At 39.6% G+C, this 17,393-nt stretch carries 17 protein-coding genes, 2 tRNA genes, 3 pseudogenes and 1 other annotated feature; of the genes and pseudogenes, 21 read left to right on the top strand and 1 reads right to left on the bottom strand.

The window, feature by feature from the left end:
* Positions 1 to 161 precede the first annotated feature (161 nt).
* The 17 genes and pseudogenes from UP17_RS17835 to UP17_RS17765 all read left to right on the top strand — a co-directional run bounded on the left by UP17_RS17835 (position 162) and on the right by UP17_RS17765 (position 12,875).
* Positions 162 to 1,241 (top strand): GerMN domain-containing protein, encoded by a 1,080-nt coding sequence (locus tag UP17_RS17835; protein ID WP_061464300.1) that lies wholly within the window; start codon positions 162 to 164, stop codon positions 1,239 to 1,241.
* A gap of 199 nt (positions 1,242 to 1,440) precedes the next feature.
* Positions 1,441 to 2,523: a GerAB/ArcD/ProY family transporter gene (locus UP17_RS17830; protein ID WP_061464299.1), complete on the top strand. Its 1,083-nt coding sequence runs from the start codon at positions 1,441 to 1,443 to the stop codon at positions 2,521 to 2,523.
* Positions 2,520 to 3,995, top strand: coding sequence for a spore germination protein (locus tag UP17_RS17825; RefSeq protein WP_061464298.1), 1,476 nt, complete (start codon positions 2,520 to 2,522; stop codon positions 3,993 to 3,995). Before UP17_RS17830 ends, UP17_RS17825 begins: the two co-directional genes overlap by 4 nt.
* Positions 3,992 to 5,113, top strand: coding sequence for a Ger(x)C family spore germination protein (locus tag UP17_RS17820; protein ID WP_061464297.1), 1,122 nt, complete (start codon positions 3,992 to 3,994; stop codon positions 5,111 to 5,113). Before UP17_RS17825 ends, UP17_RS17820 begins: the two co-directional genes overlap by 4 nt.
* A gap of 215 nt (positions 5,114 to 5,328) precedes the next feature.
* Entirely contained in the window at positions 5,329 to 5,940 is a 612-nt protein-coding gene (locus tag UP17_RS17815; protein WP_061464296.1) for an XTP/dITP diphosphatase, read from the top strand.
* Between the two features lie 2 nt (positions 5,941 to 5,942).
* On the top strand, positions 5,943 to 6,455 hold the full coding sequence (locus tag UP17_RS17810) for a metallophosphoesterase (RefSeq protein WP_061464295.1): 513 nt from the start codon (positions 5,943 to 5,945) through the stop codon (positions 6,453 to 6,455).
* 174 nt (positions 6,456 to 6,629) lie between these two features.
* A tRNA-Arg gene (locus UP17_RS17805) sits at positions 6,630 to 6,703 on the top strand.
* 132 nt (positions 6,704 to 6,835) lie between these two features.
* On the top strand, positions 6,836 to 7,189 hold the full coding sequence (locus tag UP17_RS17800; RefSeq protein ID WP_061464294.1) for a hypothetical protein: 354 nt from the start codon (positions 6,836 to 6,838) through the stop codon (positions 7,187 to 7,189).
* Between the two features lie 176 nt (positions 7,190 to 7,365).
* Positions 7,366 to 7,464: pseudogene (locus tag UP17_RS28955) on the top strand (recombinase family protein); the annotation flags it as partial.
* 367 nt (positions 7,465 to 7,831) lie between these two features.
* Positions 7,832 to 8,905 (top strand): PDDEXK family nuclease, encoded by a 1,074-nt coding sequence (locus UP17_RS17790; RefSeq protein WP_061464292.1) that lies wholly within the window; start codon positions 7,832 to 7,834, stop codon positions 8,903 to 8,905.
* Between the two features lie 487 nt (positions 8,906 to 9,392).
* Positions 9,393 to 9,466: transfer RNA gene (locus tag UP17_RS17785), tRNA-Arg, on the top strand.
* 225 nt (positions 9,467 to 9,691) lie between these two features.
* Entirely contained in the window at positions 9,692 to 9,892 is a 201-nt protein-coding gene (locus tag UP17_RS17780) for a hypothetical protein (protein WP_061464291.1), read from the top strand.
* A gap of 656 nt (positions 9,893 to 10,548) precedes the next feature.
* Positions 10,549 to 11,304: a DUF2087 domain-containing protein gene (locus tag UP17_RS17775; protein ID WP_061464290.1), complete on the top strand. Its 756-nt coding sequence runs from the start codon at positions 10,549 to 10,551 to the stop codon at positions 11,302 to 11,304.
* An 18-nt stretch (positions 11,305 to 11,322) separates the two neighbouring features.
* The gene (locus tag UP17_RS17770) at positions 11,323 to 11,679 is read left to right on the top strand and encodes a GIY-YIG nuclease family protein (RefSeq protein WP_061464289.1); all 357 of its coding nucleotides are present in this window, start codon (positions 11,323 to 11,325) and stop codon (positions 11,677 to 11,679) included.
* A gap of 125 nt (positions 11,680 to 11,804) precedes the next feature.
* A pseudogene (locus tag UP17_RS28350) lies at positions 11,805 to 12,051 on the top strand (2TM domain-containing protein).
* A 181-nt stretch (positions 12,052 to 12,232) separates the two neighbouring features.
* Complete coding sequence (locus tag UP17_RS28345) at positions 12,233 to 12,406, top strand: hypothetical protein (protein ID WP_167555994.1); 174 nt, start codon at positions 12,233 to 12,235, stop codon at positions 12,404 to 12,406.
* Between the two features lie 109 nt (positions 12,407 to 12,515).
* Entirely contained in the window at positions 12,516 to 12,875 is a 360-nt protein-coding gene (locus UP17_RS17765; protein WP_061464288.1) for a YidH family protein, read from the top strand.
* A 134-nt stretch (positions 12,876 to 13,009) separates the two neighbouring features.
* Here the strand turns inward: UP17_RS17765 and UP17_RS17760 are convergent.
* Positions 13,010 to 13,389, bottom strand: a pseudogene (locus UP17_RS17760) (transposase); the annotation flags it as partial.
* 678 nt (positions 13,390 to 14,067) lie between these two features.
* Between UP17_RS17760 and UP17_RS17755 the strand changes: the two are divergent.
* The 4 genes from UP17_RS17755 (at position 14,068) to ilvB (ending at position 17,392) form a co-directional block, all read left to right on the top strand.
* The gene (locus UP17_RS17755; RefSeq protein ID WP_250211690.1) at positions 14,068 to 14,343 is read left to right on the top strand and encodes a GNAT family N-acetyltransferase; all 276 of its coding nucleotides are present in this window, start codon (positions 14,068 to 14,070) and stop codon (positions 14,341 to 14,343) included.
* A gap of 146 nt (positions 14,344 to 14,489) precedes the next feature.
* A complete protein-coding gene (locus tag UP17_RS17750; RefSeq protein ID WP_061464286.1) occupies positions 14,490 to 14,672 on the top strand; it encodes a hypothetical protein in 183 nt (60 codons plus the stop codon).
* 35 nt (positions 14,673 to 14,707) lie between these two features.
* The gene (locus UP17_RS17745; RefSeq protein WP_061464285.1) at positions 14,708 to 14,977 is read left to right on the top strand and encodes a M15 family metallopeptidase; all 270 of its coding nucleotides are present in this window, start codon (positions 14,708 to 14,710) and stop codon (positions 14,975 to 14,977) included.
* Between the two features lie 325 nt (positions 14,978 to 15,302).
* Positions 15,303 to 15,561: a binding site (T-box leader), on the top strand.
* A 115-nt stretch (positions 15,562 to 15,676) separates the two neighbouring features.
* Positions 15,677 to 17,392 (top strand): acetolactate synthase large subunit, encoded by a 1,716-nt coding sequence (ilvB, locus tag UP17_RS17740; protein ID WP_061466156.1) that lies wholly within the window; start codon positions 15,677 to 15,679, stop codon positions 17,390 to 17,392.
* The last annotated feature ends 1 nt before the right edge of the window (position 17,393 follow it).

Raw genomic sequence — 17,393 nt, 5'->3', positions numbered from 1 at the left:
ATTCATCCACTGGCAGAAGGCCCGAAATCCCGTTGAAGGCTTACGAACATGCAGCAGTACAGGGAAATTGCCCAACTCGATTATCTGAGAGGAAAATAATTGGTCTATTTTCCCTTAGGGCTCGTATAAATAGGAGTACAAACTGTCCTAGGAGTGATTTTATGTCCAATAAATCAAAAGTAACAATGGCTGTGACCATTCTGGCATCTTCTTTTTGGCTTTCGGGATGCGGATTATTTGGCGGTGAAGAGAAAAAGGAAATTGATCCACCAAAGGATATTTCATTAGTCGATGATGAATCTTCATTAAAAGAAAAGAATGATGAAGAAAAGCCTGCAACAGATGGAGAAAAAGGTGCTGGTGCTGTTGAATCGAAAACAGTGAAGACAGAGTTATATTTAATTGATAAAAGTGGGTATGTGGTTCCACAGACATTGGAACTTCCTAAATCGGAAGCCGTCGCCAAACAGGCGCTTGATTACCTTGTCGATAACGGTCCAGTCACGGATAAACTTCCGAATGGGTTCAGGGCCGTCATTCCTGCCGATACCCAAATAAGCGTAAACATTAAAGATGGAGTGGCTGTAGCGGACTTTTCGCCGGAGTTCAAAAACTATCAAAAAGAGGATGAACTTAAAATCCTTCAAGCCATTACATGGACCCTGACGCAATTCGACTCGGTCGATAAAATCCAAATGAGAATAAATGGGGAAGATATTTCCGAAATGCCGGTCAATGGCACACCGATAGATGAGAATATCTCAAGATCTTCAGGAATCAATATCGATACGAGTGACGTGGTCGACATTTCGAATTCCAAAGCACTGACCGTTTATTATGTAGGCGGTGACGAGGAGTACTCCTATTATGTTCCGGTAACACGCCGGATCAGCGAAACGGTGTCTGATAATGTAACAGCTGCCGTCCAAGAGTTAACGAAGAGTCCTTCGGGTTCTAACTTGCAAACGGGGTTCATGAGTGATGTAGCTTTACTTGACAAACCTAAAGTGGCAGAAGGTAAGGTCAGCCTCAACTTCAATGAAAATATCCTTGGAAGTTTTAAAGAGAAAAAGGTGTCACAAGAAGTCCTTGATGCCTTGGTCCTTTCTTTAACTGAACAGAAAGGAATTGAAAGCGTTGAAGTACAAGTGCAGGGCAGCGCCGATATTCTTAATGAGGAAGGTAAGAAACTATCTGAACCAGTGGTCCGTCCAGAGAAAGTCAACACAGGTAGCTTTTAAATATATGTAGAAATAAAACAATGAGGCAGCTTGCAGCTGCCTCTTATTTTTTTGCCTCCGCCATTGAATGACCACGCTGTTAGAGAGTGAAAACTAATACCCCTGCCAGGCAATTTCTCGTATCGTGAGAAAGTTTTTACATAAATAAATTTTAAAAAGGGGAAATTACTTTTAATGATGCAATCAATGGGAGGATAGTATGGATCAAAAGGTCATTCAGGCTGTACACATCTATGTTTTAATCATTATGAATACAGGATTCATGGTACATGTACTGCTCCTTCCCAGTATCTTGACCGCCTCTCAACGCGATGCATGGATAAGTGTCATAATAAGTGTTGTTCCTTGTATCGTTTGGACCCTATTTATTTTTTATATTTATAAAAAACTAGATAAAGAAGATATAATCGCTTTTCTAAAAAAATGGTCTACCCCTTTTGTTACCTATATTTTCACTATAGCATTGGGGTTGTACTTTATATTTAACGCCTTCATTACCGTCAAATTTACAGTGATTTGGGCAAAAGCTAATTACACTCATGACATACCAAACATCGTAGTCGTTAGCCTATTCACTTTTATTTGTATTTTTGCAACTTATAAAGGAATACGCACCATAAGCACTTTGGCTCTCCTGTTTCTACCGTTCGTCACTTTTTTTGGGATATTTGTGGGGATGGGGAATATGAGTAATAAGAATTACGAATTATTGTTCCCGATATTTGAAAGCGGGTATCGCAATACTCTAAATGGTATTTTGTATACGAGTACAGGATATTTAGAAATTATCGTTTTTTTATTTTTGACTCCTTACCTGAAAGATAAGCTAAAAGGCAAGTGGCTTTTATTAGTTAGTGTAATTTTAATCATGCTTACGTTAGGACCCCTCATGGGAGCGATTGCAGAATTTGGTTCTGTGGAAGCAGTGAAAATGAGGAATCCAGCTTATGAACAGTGGAAGTTATTAAGGTTTGGCTATTATATTACTCGACTCGATTTCCTGTCCATTTTCCAATGGCTTTCAGGTGCCATGATTCGAATAAGTTTATGTTTATTTATAGGATATAAATTAATCTCAAATTCAAAACATCAGAAGTGGATACTGCTTTCCCTATATTCATTAATTGTTATTGGAACGCTAATCCATTGGGATGCTACTTCGTTTTTTTATTTTATATACAAATATTTCTTTCCAATAAGCAGTCTATTTCTTTTAAGTGCTGCAATTATACTGTTATTTCTTGTTTTTAAAAAGGGGAAAGGAAAAGGTGAAACATTATGAAGAAGGGAAAATTGAATGGAACTCCTTCTTACATTGACCAAATCCAAAAATGGTTCGAACATTCCTCTGATGTTGTTTTAAGAACAAAAACTTTTGATAATGAAGGTCGTTATTTGTTGGGATTTTTATATGCGCCAAACTTAGTGGATATGCCATTCATCAATGAAGTGATTCTGCCTACAATATCTAAAGCGGTTCAAGAAAACGGCGAATTAACAATTGATCAATTAAGCAATATCATGGAGATCAATACGCTTAAAAAGGGCTCCGATTTAAAAGAGGGTGTAGAAAGCATTCTTTTTTCAGGAGACCTGATCATTATTAATGAATATTCCAATGAAATTTACCATACCCCATTAGCCAATTCCCCTAAGCGCAGTCCGGAAGAATCCAATATAGAATCTTCCATTCGGGGACCTAGGGATGGATTTGTTGAGAATATATCGGATAACATGTCTTTAATTCGCCAAAGGTTAAAAACGGCATCACTTAAATGTATAGAATATACAATCGGGAAAAGAAGTAAAACTAAAATGTTGCTGCTATATATTGATGACATTATCAATCCCTCGATTCTTTTGGATATTAAAAAACGATTGGATTCATTAAAGGCTGATATCATAGTCAGCAGTTACCAAGTTGAAGAACTCTTATATGATAATCAATTTTCCATCTTCCCCTTAATGGAGTATATCGGTCGACCGGACTATGTTGTTGAATCCTTGAATCAAGGGCGCTTTGCCATCCTCGTAGACGGGAATCCCACAGGCTTGATCGGACCAACCAGTATTAATCAGTTACTTTATTCTGCTGATGACGCACATGCAAGCTTTTTTTACATTAGTTTTATTCGCATCATTCGTGTAGTTGCCTTATTTGTAACGGTTACGTTACCGGGATTTTTTATAGCGTTGGTTTCCTATCAATTCGATCAAATTCCCTTTTCGCTTCTTGCGACGATTTCAATCACGAGACAGGGCTTACCCATACCTGCTTCTTTGGAGGCATTCATGATGATCATATTGTTCGAACTATTTAAGGAAGCTGGTCTGCGCCTGCCGAAAGCTGTAGGTCCGACCGTTTCTGTATTGGGTGGATTGATTATAGGGGATGCAGCGATTCGGGCAGGGCTCACTTCACCCTCCATGCTAGTTGTAATAGCTGTTACAGTTCTCTCAAGCTATACCATAATCAATCAGAATATCGCTGGGAATATCGTTCTTATAAGGTTATTCATATTTGCATGTTCAGCATTCCTAGGCTTGTTTGGATTCTTCATGGGAATATTTCTTATCTTGATTGTTGTGGTTTCCTTGGAAAGTTTCGGACAGCCTTTTGTGAATCCATTTTCCAAACCAAATCAATCGGACATGTTAAAAGTCTTATTCAAGCTTCCGTATGGGATGTTAAGGCAGCGGAATCAAGCTCTACAATCCAGTGATAATGAACCGCAAAAGGAGTCGGACAAATGAGAAAGCTAATTGCAGTCATGGTAATTGGCTGTCAACTTTTATTGACGACAGGCTGTTGGGGAATGAAGGAAATTCAAGCTCAAACATATGGATCCGCTCTAGGGTTCGATTATAAAGAGGGTGAATTCATCTTATACTTTCAAGCATTGAATTTTGCGGATATAGCAAAACAAGAGGGGGCCACAGCATTACAAGAAAAAACTGGTGTTGTCATTGGGAAAGGTAAAGGGGAAAGTATCGAAGAAGCATTTACTGAATTAGAACAAAATGCAGCATTGCCACTTTATATCGGGCATGTTAACTCCTTCATTTTAAGTGAGGATGTAATCAATAAGAAAATGAAGGATTTCATTGAATATGTAGGGAAAGAGCCCTTATTGCGATACAATTCATGGCTGTTTGTTACAAACGAGGATATTAAAAAGGTGTTTGACAGTGATAGTTTCTTTAATCTTCCTAACTTATTCACGATCATTCAAAGGCCAGAGACCGTTATTAATGAAAACTATTTCATTTCCCCGTTAAAATTCAGTGAACTGGTTTCGAAATTTTATCAACCGGTTGGTTCCATTTTAATTCCCTCTTTAGTAATAAATGAGCATCATTACTCAGAGGGCGGGAAGGAAAAGAAGATACCAACGTTGAATGGCGGCTATGTTTTATCAAAACAACAATATAAAGGGTTCGTAAGTAAACAAGATTTGATCGGTTTAAAATGGGTTGAAAATAAGGCGACAGTCATGTTTTTTTCCCTGAATAAACAAAAGGTAAGCGTTGAAATCATGGACCCCAAAACAAACATCAAAGTATTGGAACAACAAAAGGAACCCTTATATGATTTAGAAGTTAAAGCAAATGGAATATTGAAACAAAATCTGGACAACTTGGATATGGAAAAAATCGAAAAAAAGGTAGAAATAAAAATCAAGCAAGATATTTTGAAGACATTGGAGACGGGGGGGAAAATCAATACAGACCTTTTTAACATAAGTGAAAAGGCATACAGATACCATGTCAATAAGTGGGATAATAAAATTATTAATTCCTTTGATAAGACTTCAATAAATAACATAAAAGTTAATATCCATCTTGAACATAGTGAAAATTATAAACGTTAGTTTATAAGTTTCAGGTTATTGCAGATGAGGGAGTTGTGTTAGACTTAACTTATCTGGAAAATTCAGCGGCTGTTGTTGATCATGATAGGCAGCGCTGAATCCGTCCGTTGGCACTGGAGAAGAAGCGTCTTTTACATATGAAGAATGACAGCAAATTCTTTCTCAGCCCCAAAAGAGCTCCCGTGCCGATAAAATGAAAAAGGGTGAAATGAAAAATGAAGACAGTAATCATTGCAACGAAAAATAAAGGGAAAGCCAAGGAGTTCGAAAGCTTATTTTCCGCTAAAGGTTATGAAGTCAAAACACTTCTCGATGTACCGGATGCCCCGGATGTGGAGGAAACAGGCACGACCTTTGAAGAAAATGCGATCCTGAAGGCAGAGGCCATTGCCCATCAGCTAGGCCACTTTGTCATTGCTGATGATTCCGGATTGATTGTAGATGCATTGGAGGGCCGTCCAGGCGTATATTCTGCGCGCTATGCTGGAGAGGCCAAGCGTGATGAAGCAAACACGGAAAAAGTCCTCCGCGAACTGGAAGGCGTGCCAAAAGAGGCTAGGACGGCGAGGTTCTATTGCGCCTTGGCACTAGCGTCGCCCAACCAGGAAACGATTACGGTATCGGGAACGATGGAAGGCTTGATCACGGAACAGCCCTCAGGAACGAATGGATTTGGTTATGATCCCATCTTTTTTGTAGAGGAACAGGGCAAAACAAACGCTGAATTGACAAAAGAGGAAAAAAACCAAATCAGCCACCGTGCCAACGCATTGAGGGCCCTAGATGAAAAACTTGATCTATTTCTAAAAAGGGAAGAAGGAATGTGACGATGAAAGTGCTAATAATGAGTGACAGTCATGGCTTAACTCATGAAATCAGCATGATTGCCGACCGTCATAAACAAGAGGTCGCCGCCATGATCCATTGCGGTGATTCAGAGTTGGAGAGAAATGACCCTCACATGTCGGAGTTTTTGGCCGTTGGCGGGAATTGCGACTATGATTCGGCATATCCGGATGATATTGTGGAGAATATCTCAGGCAAGCGTTTCTTCGTAACACATGGACACCTCTATAACATAAATATGACCTTGATGAATTTAGCGTATAAAAGTGAAGAGGCTGAAGCGGATATTATTTGTTTTGGTCATTCCCACGCTGCAGGTACCGAATTGATTGACGGCAAGCTCTTCATCAACCCGGGAAGCATACGCCAGCCGCGGGGACGAAAAGAGAAGACCTATGCCATTTTGGAGATTGGAAATGACCAACTTGAAATCATCTATTATGACCTTGAAGGAAAAATCGTTGAGGATCTAAGAAATACTTATCAAATGGAATGACTTCATGTATAATGAACAGGAAGCGTTTTTCCCCGCTTCCTGGTTCTTAAAAAAAGAAAAAAACTTTTTTTTGAAAAACCGTTGACTTCCTTTTGATATCCTACTATAATAAGAAGTGTCCTAAGGGAACAGTTAAGGTAATACATAAGTTTTACCGCAACTTATATCATAAACGTCTCAGTAGCTCAGCTGGATAGAGCAACGCCCTTCTAAGGCGTCGGTCGGGAGTTCGAATCTCTCCTGGGACACTAACAAAGCGGTTATAAAGCCCGCTACGACAACCTTCTATATCGTTTAGTGAAACGGTCAGTATAACGGTTATGTAAGAAATTACACCGTATATCGACTTACATTACTAACGATATAGGAGGTTTTTTCGTATGACCAAAAGAAAAGGATTATTAGATGTTAAAGTAGACGTAAGAGGGTTATTAGAGGAATTACCCGTTTCCAATTCTGCCGCTTCAAAAGCTAGGACTGAACAACCTGCTATTCTAAGTGACTCCATCTTGATTTCAAACGCTCTAGACGTTATTACAAGGCAAATGAAGGTGAGTGGTAATAGAAGCCGTACTATAAGTGATTATGTACTTCATGTAGAGCATTTTCAAAGCGTAACAAATGTTCAATATGTTGCCGATATTACAGCCAATACCATTTATAAATGGTTAGATAGCATGAATGTAAGCAATCAAACCAGAATTACAATATGCTATTGCATTAGTATTATTTGATGCAGGGTTGAAGAAAGGAAAAAACAGTCATTAACTAATGACTGTTTTTTTCTGCATATTTAATTTTAATGAAAGTTCATTGTTAACACATGGTCGTATTTTACAACATTTAACAATTAAGGATTTTTTCAAAAGTTACACCTAATGTGGCTATGGTGGCGACAAAGCTAGACCAACTTGCTCGGTTCTTCCTGCAGACTGTGCTTGCTGTTGCAAAGATGGAAAGGAATCTCATAATAGAGCGCACACAGGAAGGTAAAGTACTTGCAAAGCAACGTGAGATGACGGGAATAAGAAATGAACACTTATTCGTAGAGAATATGAACAAGAAGCAAAGAGCCAAGGTTAAGGAAATACTGACTGTCGGTAATCATTGCTTACTTCATTTGTCGTGAAGGAAAGAGATGAAATCAAGAAAAGACAAGCCGAGGGCAGCGCAGTAGCAAAGAAGAAAGAGTCGTCCAGCCTTAGCATGCGAAGGACTGGGAGAAGTATTACAAGCAGTAAAGTAAAAGAGATACAGCGGGGCAGGTCATGGAATCATTGGGTATGTCTCAGGCAATTCTACTACATCGAGAATTTGGTGATCTAATTGATACATAATACAATCAATGATAACTAAGCAATAGGAGGAAAACAGGAGTGTATAGATTAGATGCAGTCAATAATAGATTAGAAGAAATCCAAGAAACTACTTTCACCGAAAATGATTTGAAAGAGCGGCAACACATCGAAGAGTGGATACGTAAAAGCCCAGATGTATTAGGTGAAGACCTACTGATAATTGCCCATGAATACGATAAATTTGAAGTGAATGAACGGCTAGACCTTCTAGCGATCGATAAAGAAGGTAATTTAGTGATCATTGAAGTGAAAAGAGACGCAACGGGTAGCAATGTCGACTTCCAAGCTCTGAAATATGCTTCATATTGTGCAAGACTAAGTCCAAATGATATTCTGGAGACTTACGAAGAATATGTAAAGGTGAATTCTGCAGTAACTAATGCTAAGGATGAACTGATGGAATTTTTAGAAGTGGAGATCGAAGAGGAATTAAACAGCATCCTTAACAATAGCCAACGGATTATCATAGTTGGAAAAGATATTGATAAGAGAATTCTTTCCGTTTGCACATGGTTGTATGAGAATAGCATTGATATAAAATGTGTAACGATTAAACCTTATAAGTTGGAGGATCAGATCATCTTAGACACAAATCAAATTATTCCACCATATAAGCTTGAGGACTATTATATTAATAAGAAGACTGCAGCTAAAGAACGAAAAATTAGCATAGATCAAGATGTATCAACCTTTTTGCAGGAAATTTCAAACTTCGTAAATACGAAAACGGAATATACGGCTCGCTATGGTGGCAAAAGAGATTACTTTGTCGGACATCAGTTTTTGAACATTCCGTGGAAGTTTGTTTTTGTTTATAAGAAAGACCGAACAGCCTCCGTATTTATTGAGTCTTATAAAAAAGAGGGAACAGACTTAATTCGATCCATTGCTTCTAATCACCTTGAAGAATTAAGAGTGTTATTAGGATGCGAAGTGGAATTAATTAGAGGCTCAAGAAACACAGATCTTTATAAGTTAGTTGCTAAGTTAAACTTCTTTGAGCATCAGTCCTTTGATGAATGTGTCAGTCAGTATACAAACACTTTTGTGAAGTATCAACAGTTCTTAAAAGCCAAAGTTCGTCATTCTTGAAATAAATGGTAGTTGGTGAAATTTAACTGTTTATTTGATGGCTCAAATGTTAAGTCATCACGAGAGACACGTTCTTCACCTTTTTTGTCCCGTGCAGTGGATTTGTTAAGATAACATCAAAGTTAGAACTTCTTGAACAATCTATTTTGTCTAAAGCTTTCCAAGGAGAACTTGGAACAAATGACCCAAGTGAAGAAAATGCTATTGATATTTTAAAAGAATTGCTACAGAACAAGCTAAATAATTGTAAGAAGGCATCCATCTAAATAGTGGATGTTTTTTTATTGTATCAATAGAGAAAGTTGTTTCTAAAGTAGGAATGCTTGCCAAATGGTTTGAGTATTTGTTAGTCGTAATTCTAACCCACCTCAAAATATAATATTACTAGTATTGCAATGAGTATTATACTAAGTTATAATAAAAATCACGATTACGGTCTAAGTTCGAAAAGTGACCGTTATACTGAACTGAAGAAAAACAGCGATACGTCTCAGTAGCTCAGCTGGATAGAGCAACGCCCTTCTAAGGCGTCGGTCGGGAGTTCGAATCTCTCCTGGGACACTAACAGAAAAAAGCCAAAACCTTCTAAAGGTTTTGGCTTTTTTACTTTTTCTGAGCTGTTTTAAGTTAACGAGGGAATATGAAATGAACGTAGAAAGAATGCATTTCCTTTTGCATCCATTGAATTAATATTGGTTGTATGCAGAAAAGAAGTTTTTTATTTCGTATTTATCGCAGGTGGATGATCTTTTATGTCGAACTTGTTATGAATAAGGAGATGTTTAAATGAATAAAGATAGATTATTCAAGTTCATTCAAACTTCCACTCGGGGCAATTTCTTTTCAGTCGAAATATCCGAAGATGGAACTAAGGTAGTCCAATTAGCCAAGGAGCTAGAAAAAGAGGGAAGAATCAAGTTGAGGGAATGCTCGCGAAAAGAACAAGGTGTTTATCTGGAAGGAATACTTAAGTTTGTGCCAAGCTAATACTTAATAAGCTTTAACAAAGGACTTATACTACGAATTTCATATGCCCCATAGAAAAAAGGATCCAATCATGGATGCTTCAAACTGCAGACAAACTCGATGAAAATTGAGTTTGTCTGCAGTTTTTTTGGGTTTGTACAATTTGAACGTTACCTCAAGGCACTCGCTTTCCGCGGGCGGTCCGCCCTTGGCGCCTTTGTGCCTGCGGGGTCTCCCCTGAGACCCCACAGGCGTTTACGCCGAGGAGGCTCACCGCCCGCACCAAGGAAAGCGAGCATCTGGAGGGGGAATCAACCACAACTCACTACCTGGTAAATAGCAACAAAGTATGTGAAAACAGCCTTTAGATAAGATAGATGAAGGCTATATTTCGACATTTACGCTCCACCATTATTAATTGCATTATAGCGGAATAGTACCAGGGGGATCATTAACTTGATTGAATGGTGAAAGGTCCATCTCCCGGCTCCCTGAAATTTTGTTCACTACCCTGCCACCCTCGTTTTATGAATCCCTTCCGACTTTCAAGAATGCTGGTATAATCCGTATATCCTTTGGTGCAATTATAAAAAAAACCGTAAAAACATTGACATAATTCAAACAAATTAATATTATGTTTAGTATATTATAAACTTTATGAGGAAGTGTTTGGTTTTATGAAGGACGCTGAAATGTTTTGGAGCGCATCCCAAGATGAGCTTAAACAAGGGTATATCGAAGAAGGGAGCCAGTATATTTGTTTACTGTGCGGACTTGCAATTGAAAAGGGAATAGTATATCCGGAAGATGGGGTTCTTTATGAAGCTGAGAGGTATATGCGGATTCATATTGAGCGTGCACATCGTTCCGTTTTTGAATACTTGATTGATCTGGATAAAAAACTTACAGGTCTTACGGACCACCAAAATCGCCTTCTTCGCCTTTTTTACCAGGGGAAGAATGATGCTGAGGTTCAGGAGGAAATGGGGATTGGAAGTTCTTCCACAATTCGTAACCATCGCTTTGTGTTGAAAGAGAAAGAGCGGCAGGCTAAGTTGTTTTTAGCCATGATGGAACTTTTGAAAGATAAAGATGAATATGCGCCGGCGTTCATCCCCCTTCATCAAAAAGCAAGGATGGTCGATGATCGTTATAACGTTACCGAGGATGAAAAGATTACTGTGCTGAAAAAGTATTTCCCTAAAGGCAGTCAGGGTGGATTAAAGTCTTTCCCGCCAAAAGAAAAACAAAGGCTAATCATTCTCCTGGAAATTACGAAGCGTTTTGAAAATGAGCGAAAATACGAAGAAAAAGAAATCAATCAAATATTGGGTGCCGTTTATCATGATCATGTTTTATTGAGAAGATATTTAATAGAATATGGATTCTTGGATAGGATGCCTGATGGAAGCCAGTATTGGCTGAAAAAATGATGACTGGAGGCAAGGAAGATGGATCGTAAAAAAGAATTGAAGCAATTATATAAAGAAACGAAGGTTGAAGCGGGTGTATACCAAATAAGAAATACGGTAAATAATAAAATCTTTATCGGCAGCACCAGAAATTTAAAGACGTTGAAGGGTAAACAATTTGAATTGGAAATGGGAACGAACACCAATAAAGTGCTGCAAGGTGAATGGAATCAATATGGGAAAGAAGCTTTTTCTTTTGAGATACTGGAGGTATTGAAGCCGAAAGAAACAGGATTTTTCGATGCAAAACGCGAATTGAAAAAACTTGAAGAAGTGTGGATGGAAAAAATACAGCCATATGAGGAACGGGGATACAATAAAGCGAAATCCAACTGACTTATCTCTCCGAATTCCTGGTTCTCGATTTAGCGTTAACACATCTCGTCTCATAATTTAAATTAGATGAATTACGTATTATAGCTGATGGTAATATTTAGTGTTTACGATTAGGTGGTGCTGGGATGGAGAATGGAGATGGATATTTAAGAGCAAAAAAAAGGGTGGAAAACCTTAAGGCATTTTCATTCATTTAACGGTGTCACCTATTGTCGGATCCTGGTTATTGGGGGTTCCTTTATCCATTTGGAGGGTGGAGGATTGGAGTTCTGGTGCATGGCATAGCAATCTTTGCACATGGGAGCTTTACGTCTTTAGTGGGAAGATAGAAAGATAAAAGAATACATGGAAAAGGATAAAAAGGACAGCTGAAAATGGGATATTCAAAATAGGGAGTCATTATGGCTCTTTTTTTCGTGGGAAGATAATTATGATATCTCACTTGTTGTTGGTTTTTAAATGGTTTAAGCTATTAGTGAGGGGTCCTGTTTGTAAAACTTAGGGGGAACCCTTGAAGGACCTTCTCTAAATACATCATTTTTAGGAGTTGCGAATGAAAAAAATAGGATGGACCATAACGGGGATAGGGACAATCATTGCACTGGGTGCCTTGCTTTATCCTTTGGATGTTATTGATAAAACACAATGTATATATTTATTGCTTGGCGGCGCTGGCCTAATGTTTGTCGGGTCTATGTTCAGGGCCATGTCGTTCCTTAAGAGATGACTGATAATGAGAGGCCCGAGTCCTGAAGGCGGCGGATTAAGATGTGTTACGAGTCTTTCACATCAGTTACATAAGAATCGATTCAAAAATGTTCAATTAAGGTGATGACATGGAGAAAAACCAATTGAAATATGCTCAGCAGCATCTGGCTAATGAACGCACCTTTTTGGCGTGGATAAGAACGGTGATTGCGATAGTGGGGGTTGGCTTTCTCACGACGAGCCTGCATTTTACGATTGGTGTGCATCGGGATGCCCGAATAGACTTGATCAGTATCATACTGGGGATGTTCGCATGTGCATTGGGCCTTGTGATTACGGTGCTGGCGACGTTCGGTTATCTGCAGAAGAAGCGGCAAATCAATGAAGGGACGTTTCGGCCCTCGAGTGCGCACGTAATTCTCATCGCTGTTTTTATGGTCATATTGTTATCGATCATTATTTTATATTTTCTGTCCATAAAAGTATAACGCTCTGCCCTATCCTAAATAGGGCAGTCAGTTAGGTCGACAAAAGGGGTTCGGAGTGTATTAATTCCGAATCCCTTTTGATATTTTCTTGGAATTCTGCTCAAGATTAAGAGCTTAGGTCTCTACGAGCTATGTTAGACCATTTTTGGACCTTGCCATGTCCAATTGGCCATCTTCTTTACATTCATGGCAGCGAAAGTAACCCATCGCCTGCATCGACAATTTTTTAAGTCCCCTTAAAGCAGTCCAACGCATACCATGCTTTTCTTTTGCATCTGCGAATACACGCTCAATCGTTTCCTTGCGTTTTGCATAGATAGGTTTTACATCTTGATGATGACGCAGGTGATCTGCTTCCTCCATATTTTCTTGCCAGATATGGCGCGTCACCACTTTTTGATGGTCTTTGCTTTCTGTACACTATTGATAAAAATGAACATGTCTTACAAATGTGTTTGGGAGATTTGTACTCACGATATCCCTCTTTATTTGTTGTTGAGTACTTTAAAATTTTAAAACAAAAAAGACTGTAGGCAAAAGCGGTTATATCTAATTGTTAAAACAAAGTTGATTGGAGCGGGTGTACGAGACTCCTGCGGGAAAAGCGCGTCCAAGGGAGACCCCACAGGCGCAAAGGCGCCGAGGGCGGACCGCCCGCGGAAAGCGAGTGCCCTACGTTCTAATCAACGTTCGAATTTTTAAAACCCTCAAAAAAAACTGTAGACAAACTCGATTTTCATCGAGAGTTTGTCTACAGTCTGTCTGCCCTATCCTATATAGGGAGTTTTTTAGTTTCTGCTATTTACTTATTCTAACACCATCATGGAAAGATTCCTTCCATTTATTAGTTGCAATAAAAAAACAGAAGCTTGAAAAACTCTGAATTACATTATGTTTGTGCAAGAGTAAGAAAAACCTTGTTAAAAGATTTCATGCAGTACGAACACCTCAGTTTCAGTGAATTCTAGGCTTTACGGGAAATATATATCTTCGGAAAATCGTCTCGGAGTTAGCTGGAAAATCAATCATGATTTCCAAGTCATGTCATTTATCTACCTGGGATCATTTTTTATCATCCCTCTTTTATTTGTAAGTAAACTTCACATAGCAATAATTTGAGTAAGCTTTAAATATTTGGTTAATTTCCATTTTGTGAGATATGATAAAAAGGAATTAAAAGGAGGTCATCGAGATGGTGGATATCAAAAAAGGTGAAAGTTCTTTTTTTGTCGAAGAATCTGGTGAGAAACTAGCGGAAATTACATTCTTTAAATCAGGTGATGATGAGATCACGGTCGATCATACCGTTGTTTCTGACAAGCTTCGCGGGCAAAAGGTAGGAAATGCCCTTGTTGAAAAGATCATAGGATTCGCAAGGGAGGAAAATCTGAAAGTTGTTCCGGTATGTTCGTTCGTTCAAAAACTGTTTGAAAAAAATGCAGAATACGAGGATGTATTGGCTAAATGACCCGGAGGGCTGACTTAGGGGATGATTAATATCACCTATGTTCAGCCCTTTTTCATTTTTCTGATACTCTTTACCCCCCAATAAAATAATGGTAAAGCCTTCCCTTCTGCAGTTATGTTCGCATTTAATATAGGGGAGGTGCCAGGATGGCCATCAAATTACAAACCCTATTGAATCACGCAAAGGAAAATATGGGAAGCGGTATGAACCCGGTCGTGAACGAGACGATACTCGAAGTGGTGAAATTAGCTTTTGAAGCGGGGATAATTGTTCAAATCACGGCTGGTTACCGATGTTTCTTTATGAATAAGGCAGAACGAATAAATTAAAGCCGGTCGTGACATATGCCAGAGTGGGCCAATCCTTGCATAACTATGGACTTGCTGTAGATTTTATCATTGTTAGTGATGACGGCAAGCGGGCATTGTGGACAGAGGAAGAAAAGTGGACAAGAGTACCAGCCATAGCAAAATCCCTGGTATTTGTTTGGGGGGATTTTGAATCGTTCCGGGATTTTCCGCATCTTGGGATGTCGGGCGGTTTATCTACGAGAGATCTTCAAAAGAGGTTTAGGCCAAGTCTTTTATCAAGAGTTGCGTTAACGCCCCTTTTCATAAAGGAGATTGACAGTTAGAAATGAAGCCGAAAGGAATAATGGTTGATTCCGCATATGAATGGGTAATGGAAATACATGGATGCGTAATTGGAGTTTCTGATGAATAAGTTTTTTATAAATTTAAAATTCTAACTGGGAAATCTAACATTTTTAAAAATTAATAATTGAAATAACTTATTTATAGAATGTGGTAATGGTAGGTATGTAAGCGTATACAGCAAAACTCGCAATTTAGAATTATCAAAAAATTCTCAAAAACCTGTTGACTACTACATGAAATACACGTAAGATAATCACAAATACAAGACATCAAACATAAGCGTTTCGAAAAATATGAATAATGCGAAAAGCATTGAAGAGGATAAGTAGTCTTTTTAAAAGGCAGTCACAGAGAGCCGGGTAGCTGAGAGCCGGTATTGTCCCGAAAGATGAACTCACCTTGGAGTTTCAGCTTGAACGTCAGACTAGTAGGGCTGAACGGGTGCGTACCAGTACCCGTTACCAAAACAGAGAATAGTGTAGACTATTCAAAGTGCGCATGGAGTTTCATGCGAAAAAGGGTGGTACCGTGGAGTGGCTCATCAAGCCTTTTCACCCCTTTAACTTGCCGAGTGCAAGTACATTTGGGGTGAAAAGGCTTTTTTGTATGCCTTAAAAGCTGAAAATTCTGAATCTTTGGAAATTATTTTATGGGAAAGTGAAGGGGGTATTAACGAAATGACACAAAAATCAGTGATTGCTGATCGGAAAAGTGGAAAGACACATTATAGTGGTGCCGAATTTCTGCTGAATGCATTGAAAAAGGAAAATGTTGAAGTCATCTTTGGATATCCGGGTGGTTCCGTATTGCCGATTTATGACAAGCTTTACAGTTCAGAGCTTTTTCATATTTTGACAAGACACGAACAAGGTGCGATCCATGCAGCGGAAGGATACGCCAGGATAACCGGCAAGCCGGGGGTGGTCATAGTCACATCCGGACCAGGAGCGACGAACATTGTCACGGGTTTGGCTGATGCAATGATCGACTCATTGCCGCTTGTGGTTATTTCGGGTCAGGTCGCTACCAGCGTAATTGGTTCAGATGCATTCCAGGAAGCGGATGTACTGGGGATCACTACACCGATTACAAAACATAATTACCAGGTAAGAAAGCCGGAAGACCTCCCGCGCATTATAAAAGAAGCTTTTTATATCGCTTCAAGCGGCAGGCCTGGCCCAGTATTAATTGATATACCTAAAGATATGGCCATTTTAGAAGGTGCATATACGGCTGAGGAGCCAGAAATGGATCTCCCTGGTTACCAGCCGACGACCAAGCCGAATTACTTACAGATCAGAAAGCTTGTTGAAGCCGTAAGTGGAGCGAAAAGACCGGTCATTCTTGCAGGGGCAGGCGTCCTGCATGCGAAGGCATCTCACCTATTAAAGGACTATGTCGAGCAGCAAGGCATTCCTGTCGTCCACACTTTATTGGGTCTTGGAGGTTTTCCGGCGGAACACCCCCTCTTTATCGGAATGGGTGGTATGCATGGCTGTTTTGCAGCAAACATGGCGTTATCGAAATGTGACCTATTAATCAATATCGGTGCCAGGTTCGATGATCGATTGACTGGAAATCTAGCGAAGTTCGCACAGCATGCAACGGTGGCCCATATCGATATTGATCCAGCGGAAATCGGTAAAAATGTACCGACGAAAATTCCAGTTGTCGGAAGTGCTAAGGAAGCACTGACGGAGTTAATCGCACAAAATGGCAAGAAGCCGGAAATTGAAAAATGGACCACACAGCTGACTGCATGGAATGAAGAGTTCCCATTGCGTTATACACATGAAGAAGGCGTGCTGAAACCACAGCGGGTCATCCAGATGCTTCATGAAAAAACGAAAGGGGAGGCCATTGTTACGACGGATGTTGGACAGCATCAAATGTGGGCAGCGCAATACTATCCGTTTAACAAACCGAATTCATGGGTCACTTCCGGTGGACTCGGAACGATGGGCTTTGGCTTACCGTCGGCACTCGGAGCACAACTGGCGAATCCGAAAGCGACGGTGCTTTCCATATCGGGAGATGGCGGTTTCCAGATGTGCCTGCAAGAACTATCGGTCATTGCCGAAATGAATCTGCCGATCAAAATCATCATTGTCAATAACGGGGCACTCGGGATGGTAAGGCAGTGGCAGGAACTCTTTCATGATAACCGTTTCTCACACAGTATTTTTCAATCGCATCCGGACTTTGTGAAATTAGCGGATGCTTATGGAATTCCGGGTTACAAGGTGACGACGGAGGAAGAAGCCAGCAACTGCCTGGATGTAGCGTTAGCGACAGATGGTCCGGTATTAATCGATTTCCGTGTAAAGCAAAAAGAAAATGTCTTTCCGATGGTAGCACAAGGAAAAGGGCTTGATGAAATGGAAGGAGTTTAAT

The sequence above is a fragment of the Peribacillus simplex genome, from assembly GCF_001578185.1.
GTDB classification, from domain to species: Bacteria; Bacillota; Bacilli; order Bacillales; family DSM-1321; genus Peribacillus; species Peribacillus simplex_A.
This window is presented reverse-complemented; position numbering and strand designations above follow the sequence as displayed.